The sequence below is a fragment of the Mameliella sp. CS4 genome (genome assembly GCF_019392335.1).
GTDB lineage: Bacteria > Pseudomonadota > Alphaproteobacteria > Rhodobacterales > Rhodobacteraceae > Antarctobacter.
On sequence record NZ_JAHXRQ010000008.1, the window covers coordinates 93,992 to 109,934 of the forward strand.

A 15,943-nucleotide genomic window follows, 5' to 3' on the forward strand; every position below is an offset into this window, starting at 1 on the left:
CCTAGGCAAATCCTGTCCTTCGTTGGTCCTGTTGCACAAATCAGCTGATCGCCAAGGTACCCCTTTCCCTGCGCGGACTTATCCCTCGGGTTCCGTGGCATGGACGCTTCGAGGTCGAGATACGGGTGGCTGGACTCACCGCCACGGATTTCGTTCTTTAGGGGCAGCAAAAACCCGGCATCGGGTTGCGGTTCCGCCTGTCCCGGTCGTAAGGATCTGCCTGCAAGGCGGGGCCGGTTGCCCGCCGAAAAGGGGCCAGGACACTGCGGCATGACCGGCGTCCCGGCGCAGCGAGGTGCGGGCGAATGACGACGGGCATCGAGGTCAGGCACATCGGCAAGGACTATGCCGGGAAACCGGCCGTCGCCGAGGTCTCTTTTACGGTCGCTGACCGTGAGCTCTTTGTCATCGTCGGGGAATCCGGGTGTGGCAAGAGCACGCTCCTGCGCCTGATCGCGGGGCTTGAAACGCCGGATCGCGGCGAGATCCTTTTGCATGGCGCGCGGGTGGCCGGGCAGGGCACGATGGTGCCGCCCGAACAGCGCGGCACCGGGTTCGTCTTTCAATCCTATGCGCTCTGGCCGCACATGACAGTGCGGGACAACGTGGCCTTTCCGCTGGAAGCGGGCGGCATGTCGCACAAGCAGGCGGCGCGCTCGGTCGAGGCGCATCTTGAAACCGTCTCGATGAAGGAGCTGGCCGCGCGAAAACCCGAGGCCCTGTCCGGGGGCCAGCGGCAGCGGGTGGCCCTGGCGCGCTGCCTGGCGGGTGGGGCGCGGACAATCCTCATGGACGAACCTCTGGCCAATCTCGATCCGCACCTGCGCGGCACGATGGAGCGGGAATTGCTGCACTTTCACCGCTCATCCGGGGCGACCACGCTCTATATCACCCACGACCAGCGCGAGGCGATGGCCCTGGCCGACCGCATGGCGGTGATGAAGGGCGGGCGGTTTCTGCAAGTGGGAACGCCGCAGGAGATCTACGAACGTCCCGGGTCCGTCGAGGTGGCGGAGTTTATCGGGCATGGCAGCGTCGTCGAGGTCTACTATCGCGACGGCATGGCCGACCTGTCCGGCTGCCGGTTCGCCGCAACCGCCGTGTCCGGCCAGCCGGAAGGGGCGGCGCGGGCGCTGGTGCGCCCCGAGGGGATCGAGATCCTCGACGCCGGGGCCGAAGGGCAGCTGGCGGGCACGGTGCGCAGCGTCCTTTATCGTGGCGGGATCTGGGAAGCGGGTCTGGACCTGGACGCGGGGGCCAGCCTGACCGTGGCCCATGACGCGCCGATGCGGGTCGGGGACCGGCTGGCCATCCGGATCAAGCGGGCCTGGGTCCTGCCGGGATGAAGACGCCCGAAGACTGGTTTCCGCCCGATGCGCCCCGGCTGGCCCATATCCAACAGGTGATGCGGACGGCGCGTATCGTAGAGGCGCGGCAAGAGTTCGGCGGTCGGCTGGTCATCGCCGCTGCCTATCACGACATCGGCTATGCCGAGGCTTTTGCGGTGACGGGGTTTCACCCGGTCGATGGCGCCGTGCTGGCCCGTGCGGACGGCTGCGACGCCGGGGTCGTCGATGCGGTGCTGCACCATTCCGGCGCGCGCGGCCTTTGCCTGCGGATGCGGCCCGACCTTGCCGGGCGCTATGGGCCGACCTGCCGGATGATGGATACGGCGCTCAGCCGGGCGCTGACCTTCTGCGACAACCGGTCCGGCCCGAATGGTGAGGCCCTGACCCTGGCAGAGCGGATTGCGGACATACGCTGGAGGCACGCGGGCAACCCGGCGCTGCTGGAAACAACCGCAGACTACCTGCCCCTGTTCGAACGGATCGACGCCGAGTTTGCGCGGCTTTTGTCCTGAGCCGGGTCACATCCGCCAGGGCACCACGCCGCGCGGCGCGTGCCGTCCCAGCCGGTCCAGCGCGGCCATCAGAAGGACCGTGGCCAGGACCGTCACGCTGGCCATCGCGGCGGCGAGGGTCGTATAGCCGCCATCCTCGTAGTTGTAGATCGTCGTCCCGATGGTTTCGTTCCCGCTGGACCACAGCAGGGCCGAGACCGTGACCTCGTTATAGGCGGTCAGAAAGACAAGGATCGCGCCCGAGGCCGCCGCCGGGGCGATGAGCGGCAGGAAAATCCGCCGCATCCGGAACCCGTAACATGCGCCCGAGATCCGGGCGGCCTCGTCCAAAGCCGGGTCCAGCTGCACGAAGGCGGCGCTGACGGGTTTCAGCGCGATCGAAAAGAAGGCGCAGAGATAGGCGATCAGGATGATCCCCAGCGTGTTGTAGAGCGAGACGTTGAACAGCGGCAGCGGTTTGAGAAAGGCCAGGATGAAGGCAATCGAGATCACCAGGCCGGGAACGGCGTAGGTCATCTCGCTCAGCGTCGCGATGCCAAGCCCGGTGCCTCGCACGGCGCGCCGGGGTGAGGACATGAAATGCGCCACAAGGATGCTGCCCAGGGCGATGATCGCGGCAGCCGTGGCGGCGGTCAGCGAAGAGTTCAGAAAGGCGCGTGCGGTGACGGATTGCCGGAACAGGATTTCGGCGAAGTTGTCCAGCGTGACCGTGTCCGCGTTCAGGGGGAGCCCGTAGGTACGCACCAGGGCGGTTGCCACCAGTGCCGCGATGGGCAGCACCAGCGTGCCAAGGACCAGCAGGGCCAACCCGACCTCCGTCCAGCCGCGCAGACGGCCCAGCCGGATATGCAGGGGCGGTTGCGGCGGGCCGATCAGCGTGCTGCGGGCGTTCCGCAACAACAGCATCTGCAGCAGGATCACCACCATCGCCAACAGGGCCAGAATCGAGGCGATCACCGCCACGTCGGTCAGCACCGAGGGGCCAAAGCTGGCCAGGCGCTGCCAGATCAGCACGGGCAGGGTGATGTAGCGCGAGGGAATGCCCAGCAGCGCCTGGATGCCGAAATTCCCCAGGGCCGAGACAAAGGCCAGCGCGTAACCGGCAATCAGGGTGGGCGCCAGAAGGGGCAGGATGATGCGTCGCAGCAGCCTGCCGCCCCCGGCCCCTGCGATGCGGGCGGCATCGCTCATCTCGCGCGGCAGGGCACGCAGGGCCGCCAGCACGACCAGAAAGACCAGCGGCGTGTGCTGAACGCCCAGCAGAAAGATCAGCCCGCCGGGGGAATAGAGCGGATGCGTCGTGCCCAGCTCTGGCGCGATCCCCAGGCTGCGCAGGATCGGAGAGGATGGGCCCATCGCCTGTATCCAGGCAATCGCCGTCACATGCGGCGGGATCATCATCGGGATCAGCAACAGGAAGGTGAAGACACCCTTCCAGCGGATATCGGTCAGACCGATGGCCAGCGCGATCCCCGTGCCCGCGACCAGCGACAGAAGCGACGAGAAAAAGGCGCTTTCCAGCGAATGCGTAAAGGCGCGCCAGACCGAGCGTGAGGACAGCGCATCCGCCAATGGCGCCAGCGAGACGGCGCCGTCCTGTGTCACCCCGACGCGCGCCAGAAGGCCCAGCGGAAAGACCAGCAGGGCCAGCGCGAAAAAGGTAACAGCGGCAAGGGTCAGGCCCTCGCCGCTGCGCAGGAAATTCAACAGCCGCAAGTGATCAGCCGCCGAAGATATCGATGAATTTCATCTTGTTGGCCTGGTCGTCCGCCAGCGCCTTGGCCGGGTCGAAGTCCAGCAGCTTGATGTCGGGCAGCGCCGGGAATCCCTCGGGCGGGGTGATGCCCGGATGTGCGGGCAGATACCCCATGTCTGCGGCCAGTTGCTGGCCTTCCTCGGAGATCAGGAAGTCGACAAAGGCCTTGGCGGCGTCGGGGTTCTGCGCGGTCGACAGGATCGCCACCGGCTCTGTCACGGCGGAAACGCCTTCCTCGGGAAAGACGAACTCGACCGGGGCGCCGTCCAGCTTGTTGCGGATCGGCAGGAAGTCGACCACGAACCCATAGAGCTTTTCGCCCCCGGCGACGGCCTTGTATGTGCCGCCGTTGCCGCCCTCGGGGATAGCGCCCTGCGCGGCAAGGCCCTCGTAGAAATCCCAGCCCAGGTCGGGATGCGCGGTGATGGCGGCCATGTGGATGGTCGCCGCGCCGGAGGTCAGCGGCGAGGGCATGGCCAGCTTGTCCTTGGCCGCTTCTTTCAGCAGGTCTGCATAGGAGGTCGGGACCATCTCGGCGCCGGTGTTGTAGACGATGCCGGTGGTGATCAGTTTGGTCGAGAAATAATGGCCTTGGGCATCCATCAGCGCGGGGTCATAGGCGCTGGTGTCGGCCTCGGGGTAGGCCATCAGGCGGCCTTCGGCCTCCAGTCCTTCCATCGTCACCATGTCGGCGATCAGCAGCACGTCGGGCTGCGGGGCGCCTGCGGCAAACTCGGCGCGCAGCTTGGCCATGACCTTGGTGGTGCCGTCGCGGATCCATTCGACCTCCACCTCCGGGTACTTGGCCTGAAAGGCGTCGACCGTTTGCTGGGCATCGGCATTGGGCTGCGAGGTATACAGCACCAGCTTGCCCGACACCTCGGCCATCGCCGAGGTCGAAAGCAGCGCGGCAGCAAGCGCGGAAAGGGCGAAACGCATGAGGGTCTCCATGATTTGATTACATCTGCGTCGGGCTATCAGAGCAATGTGACAGTCTTTCAACGGTCGGTTTGGCGCGGTGCGGCATCTGACCAGGCGGCAAGCAGAAGTGCGGCGGATTCGGCCCCCGGGTCCAGGTGCCCAATAGACCGCTCACCCAGTTTCTGCGACCGGCCCTTGCCGCTTTGCATCTGCGCGGTGGCCTCCGCGCCGCGCCGGGCGGCCTCGCAGGCGCGTTTCAAGGTGTCCGGCAGGGGTGCGCCTTCGCGGGCCGCGTCGGTCGCGGCCTCTGCGGCGGGCAGCCAGGCGTCCAGCATGGTCTTGTCGCCCGGGGCTGCGCCGCCGCGCGTCGCGATGCCCTGCGCCATGCCGTCCAGCCAGGCGGCCAGCGCGCCGGCATCCAGCGCCCAGCGGTCTGAGACCGCCCGCCCGGCGGCCCCGAACCCCGAGGCATAGAGCGGCCCGGCAGAGGCGCCGACGGCGGACAGAAAGCTGTTGGCGATCACGTTGCACAGGTCCGTGATGGTCATGTCCGGGTCGGCATTGTCCATTGCGGAAAGAACGGCCTTCCAGCCGATCTCCATCGTGACGCCGTGGTCGCCGTCGCCGATTTCACCGTCGAGCGCGCAAAGCCGGTCCACCGCAGCAAAGATCGCCTCGGCCCCCGCCCGCATCATGGTGCGAAACTCTGCCGGGCCGATCTCGCCGTCGGTGCACAGGTTGGCGCGGTCAGTGGCGCCTGCCACAGGGTTGGCCCTGTGCCGGTGTCTTTGCGGGCGGGCAGTGCGGGGGATATCGGCCCTGCCGACGCGCAGGGCCGGTGTCTCGCAGGGGTGATCCAGCCAGGTCCGCAAATCGTCGTCCAGTTTCATCAGCGTGATCGAGGCGCCCTCCATGTCCAGCGAGGTGCAATATTCCCCGACCCAACTGTGGTGGATCGTGATCTGCCGGTCATCCAGCAGTTGCGCGACACGCCGGTGCAGCAGGTAAAGCTCCATCAGGCTGGTTGACCCCAGCCCGTTGATCAGAACGGCCACCTTGTCGCCGCTCGTGCAGGCCAGTTCCGTCAGGATCGGCGGCAACAGCCTGTCCACGACCGCATCAGCGCCTTCGGCGGGGCCGCGTTCGATGCCCGGTTCGCCGTGGATGCCCATGCCGATTTCCATCTCTCCCACGGGCAGGTCGAAGTTCGGGCGACCGGTCTGCGGCAGGATGCAGGCGGACAGAGCGACGCCCATCGTCCGGGTGGCCGCGTTTGCGCGCGCGGCGGCCTCTTCGACCTCGTCGAGGCTCAGGCCCAGATCCGCGGCCGCCCCCGCCACCTTGAAGACAAAGAAATCCCCGGCGATCCCGCGCCGTTCGCTGACCCGTTCCGGCGGGGCCGAGGCGATGTCATCGGTCACGACGAATGAGCGCGCGGTGATCCCGTGTTCGGCAAGCCCCTCTTCGGCCATGCCGAAATTCATCACGTCGCCGGTGTAATTGCCGTAGAGAAACAGCATCCCCGCACCACCATCAGCGGCAAATCCCGCATCCATGATCTGCGCGGGCGAGGGCGAGGCAAAGATGTTTCCCAGTGGCGCCGCATCGGCCAACCCCTTGCCGACATAGCCCGCGAAGGCGGGTTCATGGCCGGATCCGCCGCCGATGACGATGCCGACCTTGCCGTCGCGCGGGCCGTTCAGCGCAACGATGGCCCGCCCGGTGTCCCCCTCGACATAGATCAGGTCGGGATGGGCCGAGATCATGCCCGCCACAAGATCCTCGATCAGGTGATCGGGATCGTTGATCAGCTTGCGGTGCTTCTGCGACATGGTGTGGCCTCCCTTGCGCGGGAGGCTAGCGCAAGTCGAGGCGAACGCCATGCCTTTCGGACAGCAGGGTGGCCAGGTCCGCCAGTTCCTCCTGTTCCCGCTCCTGGTCCCAGCCCAGAGCGCCGCCCGCGATCCGGGCAACCGCGCGGCAGAGGGCGGGGGTCAGGCGTCCGCTGATAGCCAGTGACGTTCGGCGCAGCAGGATGTCGGACAGGTGCACCACTGCCTCGTGCCGTGCGATCCAGTCGACCTCGCGGTCAGAGACATCCGGCGCGTCGGGCAGGCCGATGGTATCCCGGCCCTCATGCGCGGCAACCTCGCGCGCGGTGGTCCCGTAGCGGTCCAGCAGCACGGCCACCCGGTCCGGCGCAACGCCGGTATCCGCCGCGACGCCAGAGACCCAGTCTTGCCGCGCCTCTGGAGTCAGGGGCATGCCGCGCCCGCCGCCGATGGGCATCTCGTCGGTCGGGTGCTGCCGGGGCTGGCCAAGCTCGGCCAGCACGCGGTCGCTGACCTCTGCCGAAAAGGCGCGGAAGGTGGTCCATTTGCCACCAACCAGCGACATGACCGGAAATTCGCGCTGCGGTGTGGCCGGGTCCAACGGGGCGGAATGATCACGGCTGATGAGCCCCGGCGCCACACCTTCGGAGTTGGGCAGCGGGCGAATGCCGGCATAGGCGTAGACGATCTGATCGTGATCGAACTGCAGGCCGGGTAGCAGGTCGCGCAGGCTCTGGATGAAATAATCGGTTTCCGCCTCGGTGCAGATCACGGCATCCGGGTCTTTCGCGGGGATGTCGGTGGAGCCGACCAGCGCCTTGCCGTGAAAGGGAAAGACCAGCAGGATGCGCCCGTCGTCGCCCTCGAAATAGATCATCCGCCCGTCAAGTTGATCCAGCAGCGAGGGATGATCCAGAAGGATGTGCGACCCTTTGGTGCCGCCGATCAGCCGTGTGTCCAGCCCCAACAGCGCGTTCACCTTGTCGATCCAGGGACCTGCGGCATTGACCACGAAACGCGGGCGCACCGTGCGGCGGTCCCCGTCCGGTCCGCGCAGGGACACGGTGCCGTCCTTCTGCCCATGGACGGCGGTCCAGTTCAGCGCCTCGGAGCCCGGCGACATGGCGACCCCGTCAGACGTCAGCTCCATCACCAGCCGTTCCGGGGCGGTCACGGTGGCGTCGTAGTAGGTGCCGACGGCGACGATCCGGGGCGTCAGCGCCGGGAACTGGGCAAGCGCCTGCTTTCGTCCCAGCATTCCGTGCCGGGGCATCTGGCGCGCCTTCGCACCGTAGAAATCATAGATCGCTAACCCGGCCTTGACCAACAGCGCCCCTCGGCTGCGCGGCGCTGTCGTTGAACCGAAGAAGGTGCGCAGCGCCGCCCAGACACCCTTGGTCCAGGACTGGATCGGGATCACCGTGGGCAGGGGGCGGACAAGGTGCGCCGCGTTCTTCAGCAGCAGGTTCCGTTCATAGGTGGATTCCGCGACAAGACGAAATTCCCCGGTTTCGAGGTATTTCAGTCCGCCGTGGATCAGGCGCGATGGTGCCGCGCTGGTGCCCGACCCAAAATCGCCCTTGTCCACGATCATGCATTTCAGTCCCTGCGCGCAGAGATCGCGGAACACGCCGGCGCCGTTGATCCCGGCGCCGATGACCAGCACGTCAAGGTCTTCTGTCACGGGGTCAGTCATCGGTGTCGCCCCGAGCAAGGGTTTCCAGGCTGTTCAGGCGATCCCAGGCCGCGCCCATGCTTTCGGCAATTTCGCTGTAAATCGCGTAGCGCCGGGCATAATGCGCGGCGCGGCCGGGTGTGGGCTGATAGGTGGTTTCCAGCGCCGCCAGGTTGCGCGGGTCCGCGTCCCAGCGCGCAAAGGCGCCCACCGCCGCCCCGGCGCAAAGCGCGGCGCCCCAGGCGGCGGCCTCGTCCGTGTCGGTGACGGTCACGGGCATGTCCAGGACGTCGGCAAAGAGCTGGGCCACCGACGGGCTGCGCGAGGCGCCGCCGGTCAGCCGCGCCGCGCTGCCGCCGAAGCTGCCGCGCAGCGCATCGACGTGATCGCGGTGGTTGAAGGCCACGCCTTCCAGCAGGGCGGCCAATAGGTCGCCGCGTTCGTGCCAGCCGCGCAGGCCGAGGAACCCGGCGCTGGGCGCCGCACCCATCGGCGAGCCGAAGAGGTAGGGATGATAGAGGATCGAGGAGGGGCGGCTCAGCGCCGCGTCGATCTCGGGGCGCAACAGGGCATGGATGTCCTGGCCCTCGGCCCGGGCCTGCGCGCGCTCGGCGGCACAGAAGGTCTCCAGGAACCAGTCGTAATTCGTGGTCGAGGCGGGCGAGATGGACATGTTGTTCCATTGTCCCGCGTCGATGGCATTGCGGCAGAACCAGCGGGCATCGACAATCGGCCGGGTCGAGACGCTTTCGTTGATCGAATAGGTGCCAGCGACGATTCCGACCACTCCGGGCCGATGCGCGCCGATCCCCAGCGCCGAGGCGGTCACGTCATGCAGGCCCGCCGCCACGGGCGTGCCGGGGCGCAGGCCCGTCGCATCCGCTGCTGCCTGCGTGACCTCTCCGACCACGGTGGCGGAGTGGTCGGCGCGGGGCAGGGCGTCCTGCAAGTTGCCAAGGCCGAAGAGCTCCAGCGCCCCTTGCGACCAGGTTTGTGACTGCACCTCCGTGAAGGATGTACTGGCCTCGGTGTGATCGGTTCCGATGCGGCCGCTGAGGCAGAAACACAGCCAGTCCTTGCAGGCCAGCACATGACCGATTTGCGCGAAACGATCCGGCTCATGCCGTTGAACCCAGCCAAGCAGCGCGGAATGGGCCGAGACATGCGGCACCTGCCCGGTCAGGGACAGCGCGCGCTGGTCGGTCCCGTCGGCCTGCCAATCATCGACAACCTCGAAGGCGCGGCTGTCCAGCGACAGGATTCCGTTCCCCAGCGGCTTGCCTGCCTTGTCCAGCAGGTAGATGCCGTCGCCATGCGCCGTGGCGGCCACGGCGACGATGCGCGCCGGGTCGGCCCCGCTGCTGTCCAGCACATCGCGGATGGCAGAGGCGGTTTGCTGCCAGAGATCGGTCATGTCCCGTTCGACCCGGCGGGGCGCGGGTTTCAACTGGGTCACGTTGCGGCGCGCGACGGCCAGCTGTGTCCCCGCAAGGTCGAAGATCACCGCCTTGGTCACGGTCAGACCGCTGTCGATGGCCAGAATCCGGTCCATGTCATGTCCTTCGGGCTTGTCCGAGAATGGCCGGAGCCCGGGGGAGGAAGACCGGGCTCTGGACGTGGCGTGACGGCCGGGCGCCCCTGGGCGCCTTGCAGTCAGGCCTTGTTGTATTTCGCGTCGACCTCGTTGATCGCGTTCACGTTCCCGGCCGAGCGGCCATCGGGGTCGAAGGAGGTCGAGAGGAAGGCATCGGCGATGTCCTTGGCCAGTTCCGTCCCGATCACGCGCGCGCCCATCGTGATGATCTGCGCGTTGTTCGAGGTCGAGGCCTTGCCTGCGGAATAGGTGTCGTGGCACTGCGCCGCGCGGATGCCGGGGATCTTGTTGGCCGACATGGCGACGCCGATGCCGGTGCCGCAGATCAGGATCGCGCGGTCGTAGTCTCCGGCCATGACGGCGCTGCACACGCGGTCCGCGAGGTTGGCATAGAAGGGGTCGGGTCCTTCGCTGGTGCGCGAGATTTCCGAGACTTCGTGCGTGTCCTTGAGGTGGTCGGCGAGGACTTTTGCCAGGGCTTCGCCCGCGCTGTCGCCTGCAACTGCAATCTTCATGGGATCGTGTCCTTTCGTTCAGATGACGGTGGCGCACTTGGCCAGGATGTCGAGGTAGCCCGCGACATTCCAGGCAGAGCGCCCGATGAAAAGCCCGTCGATATGCGGGCACTGGATGAGTTCCTCGCAATTGCCGGGGTTGACCGAGCCGCCGTAGAGGCAGGGCACGCGGCGCCCCAGCACCTCTTCGGCAACTGCGATGATCTCACCCTGCCGGTCGTCGGCATACTCCGAGGTGGCGGGAATGCCGTTCTCGCCAATCGCCCAGACCGGTTCATAGGCCAGGAGGATCGGCGCGGATTTCTGGGTGTCGTCCAGCCTACCCAAGGCGCCGCGCACCTGTGCTGCCAGCACCTCTTGCGCGCGGCCCGCCTCGCGTTCGGCCAGCGTCTCGCCGATACAGATCAACGGGATCAGGCCGTGGCGCACCGCGGCCTCGGTCTTGAGGCCGACGGTTTCGTCTGTCTCTCCGAAATGCTCGCGCCGTTCCGAATGGCCGAGTTCGACGATATCCAGCCCGCAATCGGTGAGCATGAGCGGCGAGACTTCGCCGGTCCAGGCGCCCTGGTCGGCCCAGTGCATGTTCTGCGCGCCGACCTTGACCGAGCTGTCCGCAAGGATCTGCTTGACCTCGCGCACGGCGGTGAAGGGCGGGATGACGAACCGCTGGATGCGCGGATCGCGATCCGCGTCCACCTCAGCGAGGGCAATGGCAAAGGCCTGCGCCTCTGCCAGCGTCTTGTTCATCTTCCAGCTGGTTCCGATCCAGAACGGCGATTGTGTCATGCCTCGGCCTCTTGGGGGTCTGCGATTGTCAGGGTCAGCCCGGCCTCGTCCAGGGCCGTGCGGGCCTCGGGGGCGGGGGGCTGGTCGGTGATGATGTGGTCGAATTCCGACAGGGCGGCCAGCCGGTGCAGGGCGGCTTTGCCAAAGCGGCTGTGGTTGACCAGCAGCACGCGGCTTGCCCCCTGCCGCATCATTGCCTGTTTGGACCGGACCACGGTTTCGTCCATGTGAAAGACTTCCAGCCCCGACACCGCGGGAGAAGAGATAAAGGCCAGGTCGGCGCGCAGATGCGCCAGCGCATCCTCTGTCACCTTGCCGAGATAGGCGTTGAACTTGGCGGAATAGACGCCGCCCAGGGCGATCAGGGTGATCCCGGCCTCTGCCTTCAGGGCATCCATGACCGCCGCGTTGTTGGTGATCACCGTCAGGGGCCGGCAGGCGGCAAGCTGTTGACCCAGGATCGCAGCCATCGAGCCATCGTTGATCATGACCGTCATGCCCGGTTCGACAAGGCGCAGCGCGGCGCGGGCCATCGCCAACTTGGCCGGGGCGCCTTGCCGTTCGCGAAAGCGGAAATCGCTTTCGAACTGGGTGCCGGAGCGGATCGTCGCGCCACCACGGATTTTCCGCAGCAGACCCGCGCCTTCGAGGTCGTCGAGGTCGCGGTGAATGGTCATGCGCGACACGGCAAAACGGTCGGCGAGCGCGTCCAGCTCGACCTCTCCATCCGTGACCAGCAGGTCCATGATCGCCTGTTGCCTGTCGTCTCTTTTCACCGGTGCACCTCCTGAACGTAACATCACATATCACACAATTATCGTCAATTGTGTTATTTTGGGATTGCTGGTTGTGATTTTTGCCGGTCTCGCGTAACACCGGATCAACGCAGGAGGACGTGATGCCCAAAGATCCGATGCCGCAGTCGATTTTAGCCAAGGCCGCGCTGGACCCCGGGGGTTTTGCCCTTGCCAACTGTATCCGGGCCCTGTCGATCGACGCGGTCGAGGCGGCAAAGTCCGGTCACCCCGGCGCCCCGATGGGCATGGCCGATGCGGCCACCGCGCTCTTTCGGGATCACCTGAAGTTCGATGCCTCGACCCCCGACTGGCCGGATCGCGACCGGGTGGTGCTGTCCAACGGTCATGCCTCGATGCTGCTCTATTCGCTGCTGCACCTGACCGGCTATGACGACATGACCATCGAAGAGCTGCGCAACTTCCGTCAGCTTGGCGCCCGCACCGCGGGCCATCCGGAATACGGTCATGCCAAGGGGATCGAGACGACAACCGGGCCGCTGGGCCAGGGCATCGCCAATGCCGTCGGCATGGCAATGGCCGAGCGCGCGTTGGGGGCCGAGTTCGGCGCCGACCTGGTCGATCATCATACCTACGTGTTCCTCGGTGACGGCTGCCTGCAAGAGGGTATCGGGCAAGAGGCGATCTCGCTGGCGGGACACCTGGGGCTGGGCAAGCTGATCGTTCTGTATGACGACAACCAGATCACCATCGACGGGCCGACCTCCGTGTCGTTTTCCGAGGATGTGCCGGGGCGTCTGCGGGCCTGCGGCTGGCATGTGCTGGAGTGTGACGGCCATGACATTCCCGGCGTTTCGACCGCCATCGCAGAGGCCAAGGCGGAAACCGGCAAGCCGACCCTGATCGCCATGAAGACGGTGATCGGCTACGGCGCGCCATCCAAGGCGGGCACTGCCTCGGCGCACGGGTCGCCGCTGGGCGCCGAAGAGGCCGCCGCCGCCAAGGCAGCGCTGGGCTGGGAGGCCGCCCCCTTCGAGGTGCCCGCCGATCTCGCCGCCGAATGGCGGGCCATCGGGGCGCGTGGCGGGGCCGCCCGCAAGGACTGGGAAGCCCGGCTTGCCGCCTCATCGGACCGCGCGGAGTTCACGCGCCGTATGGCGCGCGAGCTGCCCGGCGGATATGGCGCGGCGGTGGCGCAGGCGCGGGCGGGTCTTTTCGCGGAGCCGCAAAAGATCGCCACCCGCAAGGCCAGCCAAGTTGCGCTGGAGGCGCTGGCCCCCGCGCTGCCAGAGCTGATCGGCGGGTCCGCCGACCTGACCGGTTCCAACCTGACGCGGGTTCCGGCGGTGGACCGGCAGTATTCGCGCGCAGAGCCGGGCCGTTATGTCGGCTATGGCGTGCGTGAATTCGGAATGGCCGCAGCCATGAACGGCATGAACACCCACGGCGGGCTGATCCCCTATGGCGGCACCTTTCTCGTCTTCTCGGACTATGCCCGCAACGCGATCCGCCTGTCCGCGCTGATGGGCGTCGGCACGATCTATGTCATGACCCATGACAGCATCGGGCTGGGCGAGGACGGCCCGACCCACCAGCCGGTCGAGCATCTGACCTCGTTGCGCGCGATCCCGAACCTCTACACCTTCCGGCCCGCCGACGCGGTCGAGACGCTGGAATGCTGGGACATCGCCCTCCGGTCGCGTGGAACCCCGTCGCTGCTGGCGCTCAGCCGACAGGGCGTGCCACAACTTCGGCTGGACGCCGGGGATGAGAACCTAAGCGCGAAGGGCGCCTATGTCCTGCGCAGCTTCGGCGCGGGGCGCGACCTGACCTTGCTGGCCACGGGCACCGAGGTCAGCCTTGCGATCGAGGCTGCCGAAGTGCTGGCGGAACGCGGGCTGGGCGTGGCCGTCGTCTCGATGCCGTGCTGGGAGTTGTTCGAGGCGCAACCGGCGGAGTACCGGGCCGACGTGCTGGGCTCTGCGCCCCGTATCGCGGTCGAGGCCGCCAGCACCTACGGCTGGACCCGCTATGTCGACAGCGAGGAGGACGTGATCGGGATGCGGGGCTTTGGCGCCTCGGGCCCGGCAGGGGACCTGTACCGGACGTTCGGCATCACGCGCGAGGCCATCGTGGCCAAGGCCGACGCACTGCTGAACGGAAAGGGATAAGGCCATGCAAACGCCCCTGAAACTGGACGGCGACGCACCCGTCACCGCACCGACCCTGGCCGCGCACCTGGCGAATTGGGCGGGCGAGGACACCGCGCGCCGCGCGCTGGCGGCGCTGCTGATCCGCCTGGCCGAGGCCAGCGTGCCGCTGGCGACCCGCCTGGCACAGGGGCACCTGACCGGTGACCCGACCCATGTCATTGGCACCAACGATTCCGGCGACAAGCAAAAGGCGTTGGACATGGGCGCGCATGACCATTTCATCGAGGTGCTGCGCGGCATGTCGGTGGCCCGCATCCTGTCCGAAGAGGCCGAGGAGGTCGAGATCATCGACCCGGAGGGCGCATTCGACCTGGCGATGGACCCGATCGACGGGTCCGGCAGCATCGGCATCGGCGCGCCGCTGGGGGCGCTCTTCGCGATCTTCCCGGCGGGTGACAGCTTCTTGCGCAAGGGGCGCGAGATGATCGCGGCCTGCTATGTCTCTTTCGGGCATTCGGTCGATTTCGGTTTCAGCACCGGCGCGGGCGTCGACATCGCCACGCTGGACCCGGTGACAGGTGTCTTTCACGTCGACACCACTGCCGTCACGATCAAGCCTGGCACCTCGACCGTGGCCTTCAATGCCTCGAACCGGCGGCGCTGGCCCGAGGGGTTGCAGCGCTATACCGAGGACCTGCTGCGCGGGGCCGAAGGGCCGCGCGGGCGCGATTTCAACATGCGCTGGATCGCTGCCGCCGTGGGGGATCTGCACCGCATCCTGCGCCGGGGCGGGCTGTTCATGTATCCCGGCGACACGCGCCCGGGCTACGAGGAGGGCTTTCTGCGGCTGGCCTACGAGGCTTTCCCGATTGCCTACCTGATCGAACAGGCCGGCGGCACCGCGACGGATGGCCAGAGTGCCATCCTCGACCTGTCGCCCGCCCACCTGCATGACCGTGTGCCACTGATCTTTGGCAGCCGTGACGAGGTCGCGACGCTCTGCGACTACCTTTCCCACTCCGACTGAGAGGAGCCCGAGATGCCCCGTATCACCCTTCGTCAGCTGCTCGACCACGCTGCCGAGAACGGCTATGCCGTGCCGGCCTTCAACATGTCCAACATGGAACAGGGGCTGGCGATCATGGCTGCGGCCAATGAAACCGGGTCGCCCGTGATCCTACAGGCCAGCCGCGGGGCGCGCAGCTATGCCAACGACACGGTGCTGGCCAAGCTGATCGACGCGCTGGTGGAAATCTATCCGCATATTCCCGTCTGCATGCATCTCGATCACGGCAACACCCTGGCCACCTGCGTCACCGCCATCCAGCACGGGTTCACCTCTGTCATGATGGACGGTTCGTTGAAGGAGGACGGCACCACGCCCGCCGATTATGCCTATAACGTGGGGATCACCCGCGCCGTGGTGGAGATGGCCCATGCCGCGGGTGTGTCCGTCGAGGGAGAGCTGGGCGTGCTGGGCTCGCTGGAGACCGGGCAGGGCGACCAGGAGGACGGGCACGGCGCGACGGGCACCCTGTCGCATGACCAGTTGCTGACCGATCCCGAAGAGGCAGAGCGTTTTGTGGCCGATACCGGCGTCGATGCTCTGGCGGTGGCGATGGGAACCAGTCACGGCGCCTACAAGTTCACCCGCCAGCCGGACGGCGACGTGCTGGCGATGGATGTGATCGAGGCGATCCACAAACGCCTGCCCAACACCCATCTTGTCATGCACGGGTCGTCCTCGGTCCCCGAGGAGCTGCGCCTGCTGATCAACGCGTATGGCGGCGAGATCAAGCCGACCTGGGGTGTGCCGCTGGAGGAGATCCGGCGCGGCATCCGCCACGGCGTGCGCAAGGTCAACATCGACACAGACCTGCGGCTGGCGGCCACGGCGGCGATCCGCAAGACCCTGATGAGCGCGCCCGCCGAGTTCGACCCGCGCAAGTACCTGAAACCGGCGATGGACGGCATGAAGGCGCAATGCGTCGAGAAATTCGAGGCCTTCGGAACCGCCGGACAGGCCGAGCGCATCCGCACGCGGCCGCTGTCCGAAATGGCCCTGGCCTATTGATCCCCTGAAAGGAGACCGAAC

At 67.0% G+C, this 15,943-nt stretch carries 13 protein-coding genes; 5 read left to right on the forward strand and 8 right to left on the reverse strand.

Features of this window, described 5'->3' with window-relative positions; translation table 11 throughout:
• The first annotated feature begins 305 nt into the window (after positions 1-305).
• Positions 306-1,346 carry an ABC transporter ATP-binding protein gene (locus KZZ07_RS11880; RefSeq protein WP_219514378.1) on the forward strand — a complete coding sequence of 347 codons (1,041 nt, stop codon included), beginning with the start codon at positions 306-308 and terminating at the stop codon, positions 1,344-1,346.
• Positions 1,343-1,861, forward strand: a complete 519-nt coding sequence (locus KZZ07_RS11885; RefSeq protein ID WP_219514380.1) for a hypothetical protein — start codon at positions 1,343-1,345, stop codon at positions 1,859-1,861. Before KZZ07_RS11880 ends, KZZ07_RS11885 begins: the two co-directional genes overlap by 4 nt.
• 6 nt (positions 1,862-1,867) lie before the next feature.
• Here the strand turns inward: KZZ07_RS11885 and KZZ07_RS11890 are convergent, their stop codons facing one another.
• From KZZ07_RS11890 to KZZ07_RS11925, 8 genes are all read right to left on the reverse strand, one after another.
• Entirely contained in the window at positions 1,868-3,577 is a 1,710-nt protein-coding gene (locus tag KZZ07_RS11890) for an ABC transporter permease (protein WP_219514381.1), read from the reverse strand.
• A gap of 4 nt (positions 3,578-3,581) precedes the next feature.
• A complete protein-coding gene (locus KZZ07_RS11895) occupies positions 3,582-4,556 on the reverse strand; it encodes an ABC transporter substrate-binding protein (RefSeq protein ID WP_219514382.1) in 975 nt (324 codons plus the stop codon).
• Positions 4,557-4,615: 59 nt separating this feature from the next.
• On the reverse strand, positions 4,616-6,370 hold the full coding sequence (dhaL, locus tag KZZ07_RS11900) for a dihydroxyacetone kinase subunit DhaL (RefSeq protein ID WP_219514383.1): 1,755 nt from the start codon (positions 6,368-6,370) through the stop codon (positions 4,616-4,618).
• Between the two features lie 25 nt (positions 6,371-6,395).
• Positions 6,396-8,066: a glycerol-3-phosphate dehydrogenase/oxidase gene (locus tag KZZ07_RS11905; RefSeq protein WP_219514384.1), complete on the reverse strand. Its 1,671-nt coding sequence runs from the start codon at positions 8,064-8,066 to the stop codon at positions 6,396-6,398.
• Entirely contained in the window at positions 8,059-9,597 is a 1,539-nt protein-coding gene (locus KZZ07_RS11910; protein WP_219514385.1) for an FGGY-family carbohydrate kinase, read from the reverse strand. Before KZZ07_RS11910 ends, KZZ07_RS11905 begins: the two co-directional genes overlap by 8 nt.
• 101 nt (positions 9,598-9,698) lie before the next feature.
• Positions 9,699-10,154 carry a D-erythrulose-4-phosphate isomerase gene (gene derI, locus KZZ07_RS11915; RefSeq protein WP_219514386.1) on the reverse strand — a complete coding sequence of 152 codons (456 nt, stop codon included), beginning with the start codon at positions 10,152-10,154 and terminating at the stop codon, positions 9,699-9,701.
• A gap of 18 nt (positions 10,155-10,172) precedes the next feature.
• Positions 10,173-10,940 (reverse strand): triose-phosphate isomerase, encoded by a 768-nt coding sequence (locus tag KZZ07_RS11920; RefSeq protein ID WP_219514387.1) that lies wholly within the window; start codon positions 10,938-10,940, stop codon positions 10,173-10,175.
• Positions 10,937-11,716: a DeoR/GlpR family DNA-binding transcription regulator gene (locus tag KZZ07_RS11925; protein WP_219514389.1), complete on the reverse strand. Its 780-nt coding sequence runs from the start codon at positions 11,714-11,716 to the stop codon at positions 10,937-10,939. Before KZZ07_RS11925 ends, KZZ07_RS11920 begins: the two co-directional genes overlap by 4 nt.
• Positions 11,717-11,853: 137 nt before the next feature.
• On the opposite strand from KZZ07_RS11925, the gene tkt reads away from it, so the two are divergent.
• From tkt to fba, 3 genes are read left to right on the forward strand one after another with little or no spacing between them, the layout of a single operon-like run.
• Entirely contained in the window at positions 11,854-13,866 is a 2,013-nt protein-coding gene (tkt, locus tag KZZ07_RS11930; RefSeq protein WP_255564311.1) for a transketolase, read from the forward strand.
• A gap of 4 nt (positions 13,867-13,870) precedes the next feature.
• The gene (locus tag KZZ07_RS11935; RefSeq protein WP_219514393.1) at positions 13,871-14,875 is read left to right on the forward strand and encodes a class 1 fructose-bisphosphatase; all 1,005 of its coding nucleotides are present in this window, start codon (positions 13,871-13,873) and stop codon (positions 14,873-14,875) included.
• 12 nt (positions 14,876-14,887) lie between these two features.
• Positions 14,888-15,922, forward strand: a complete 1,035-nt coding sequence (fba, locus tag KZZ07_RS11940; protein ID WP_219514395.1) for a class II fructose-bisphosphate aldolase — start codon at positions 14,888-14,890, stop codon at positions 15,920-15,922.
• Positions 15,923-15,943: the final 21 nt, after the last annotated feature.

Bases quoted from the DNA above. Each gene is read 5' to 3' on its own strand.
- tkt (WP_255564311.1), top strand. From the start codon at position 11,854: ATGCCGCAGTCGATTTTAGCCAAGGCCGCGCTGGACCCCGGGGGTTTT.
- derI (WP_219514386.1), bottom strand. From the start codon at position 10,154: ATGAAGATTGCAGTTGCAGGCGACAGCGCGGGCGAAGCCCTGGCAAAA.
- KZZ07_RS11880 (WP_219514378.1), top strand. From the start codon at position 306: ATGACGACGGGCATCGAGGTCAGGCACATCGGCAAGGACTATGCCGGG.
- dhaL (WP_219514383.1), bottom strand. From the start codon at position 6,370: ATGTCGCAGAAGCACCGCAAGCTGATCAACGATCCCGATCACCTGATC.
- KZZ07_RS11910 (WP_219514385.1), bottom strand. From the start codon at position 9,597: ATGGACCGGATTCTGGCCATCGACAGCGGTCTGACCGTGACCAAGGCG.
- KZZ07_RS11905 (WP_219514384.1), bottom strand. From the start codon at position 8,066: ATGACTGACCCCGTGACAGAAGACCTTGACGTGCTGGTCATCGGCGCC.
- KZZ07_RS11920 (WP_219514387.1), bottom strand. From the start codon at position 10,940: ATGACACAATCGCCGTTCTGGATCGGAACCAGCTGGAAGATGAACAAG.
- KZZ07_RS11935 (WP_219514393.1), top strand. From the start codon at position 13,871: ATGCAAACGCCCCTGAAACTGGACGGCGACGCACCCGTCACCGCACCG.
- KZZ07_RS11895 (WP_219514382.1), bottom strand. From the start codon at position 4,556: ATGCGTTTCGCCCTTTCCGCGCTTGCTGCCGCGCTGCTTTCGACCTCG.
- fba (WP_219514395.1), top strand. From the start codon at position 14,888: ATGCCCCGTATCACCCTTCGTCAGCTGCTCGACCACGCTGCCGAGAAC.
- KZZ07_RS11885 (WP_219514380.1), top strand. From the start codon at position 1,343: ATGAAGACGCCCGAAGACTGGTTTCCGCCCGATGCGCCCCGGCTGGCC.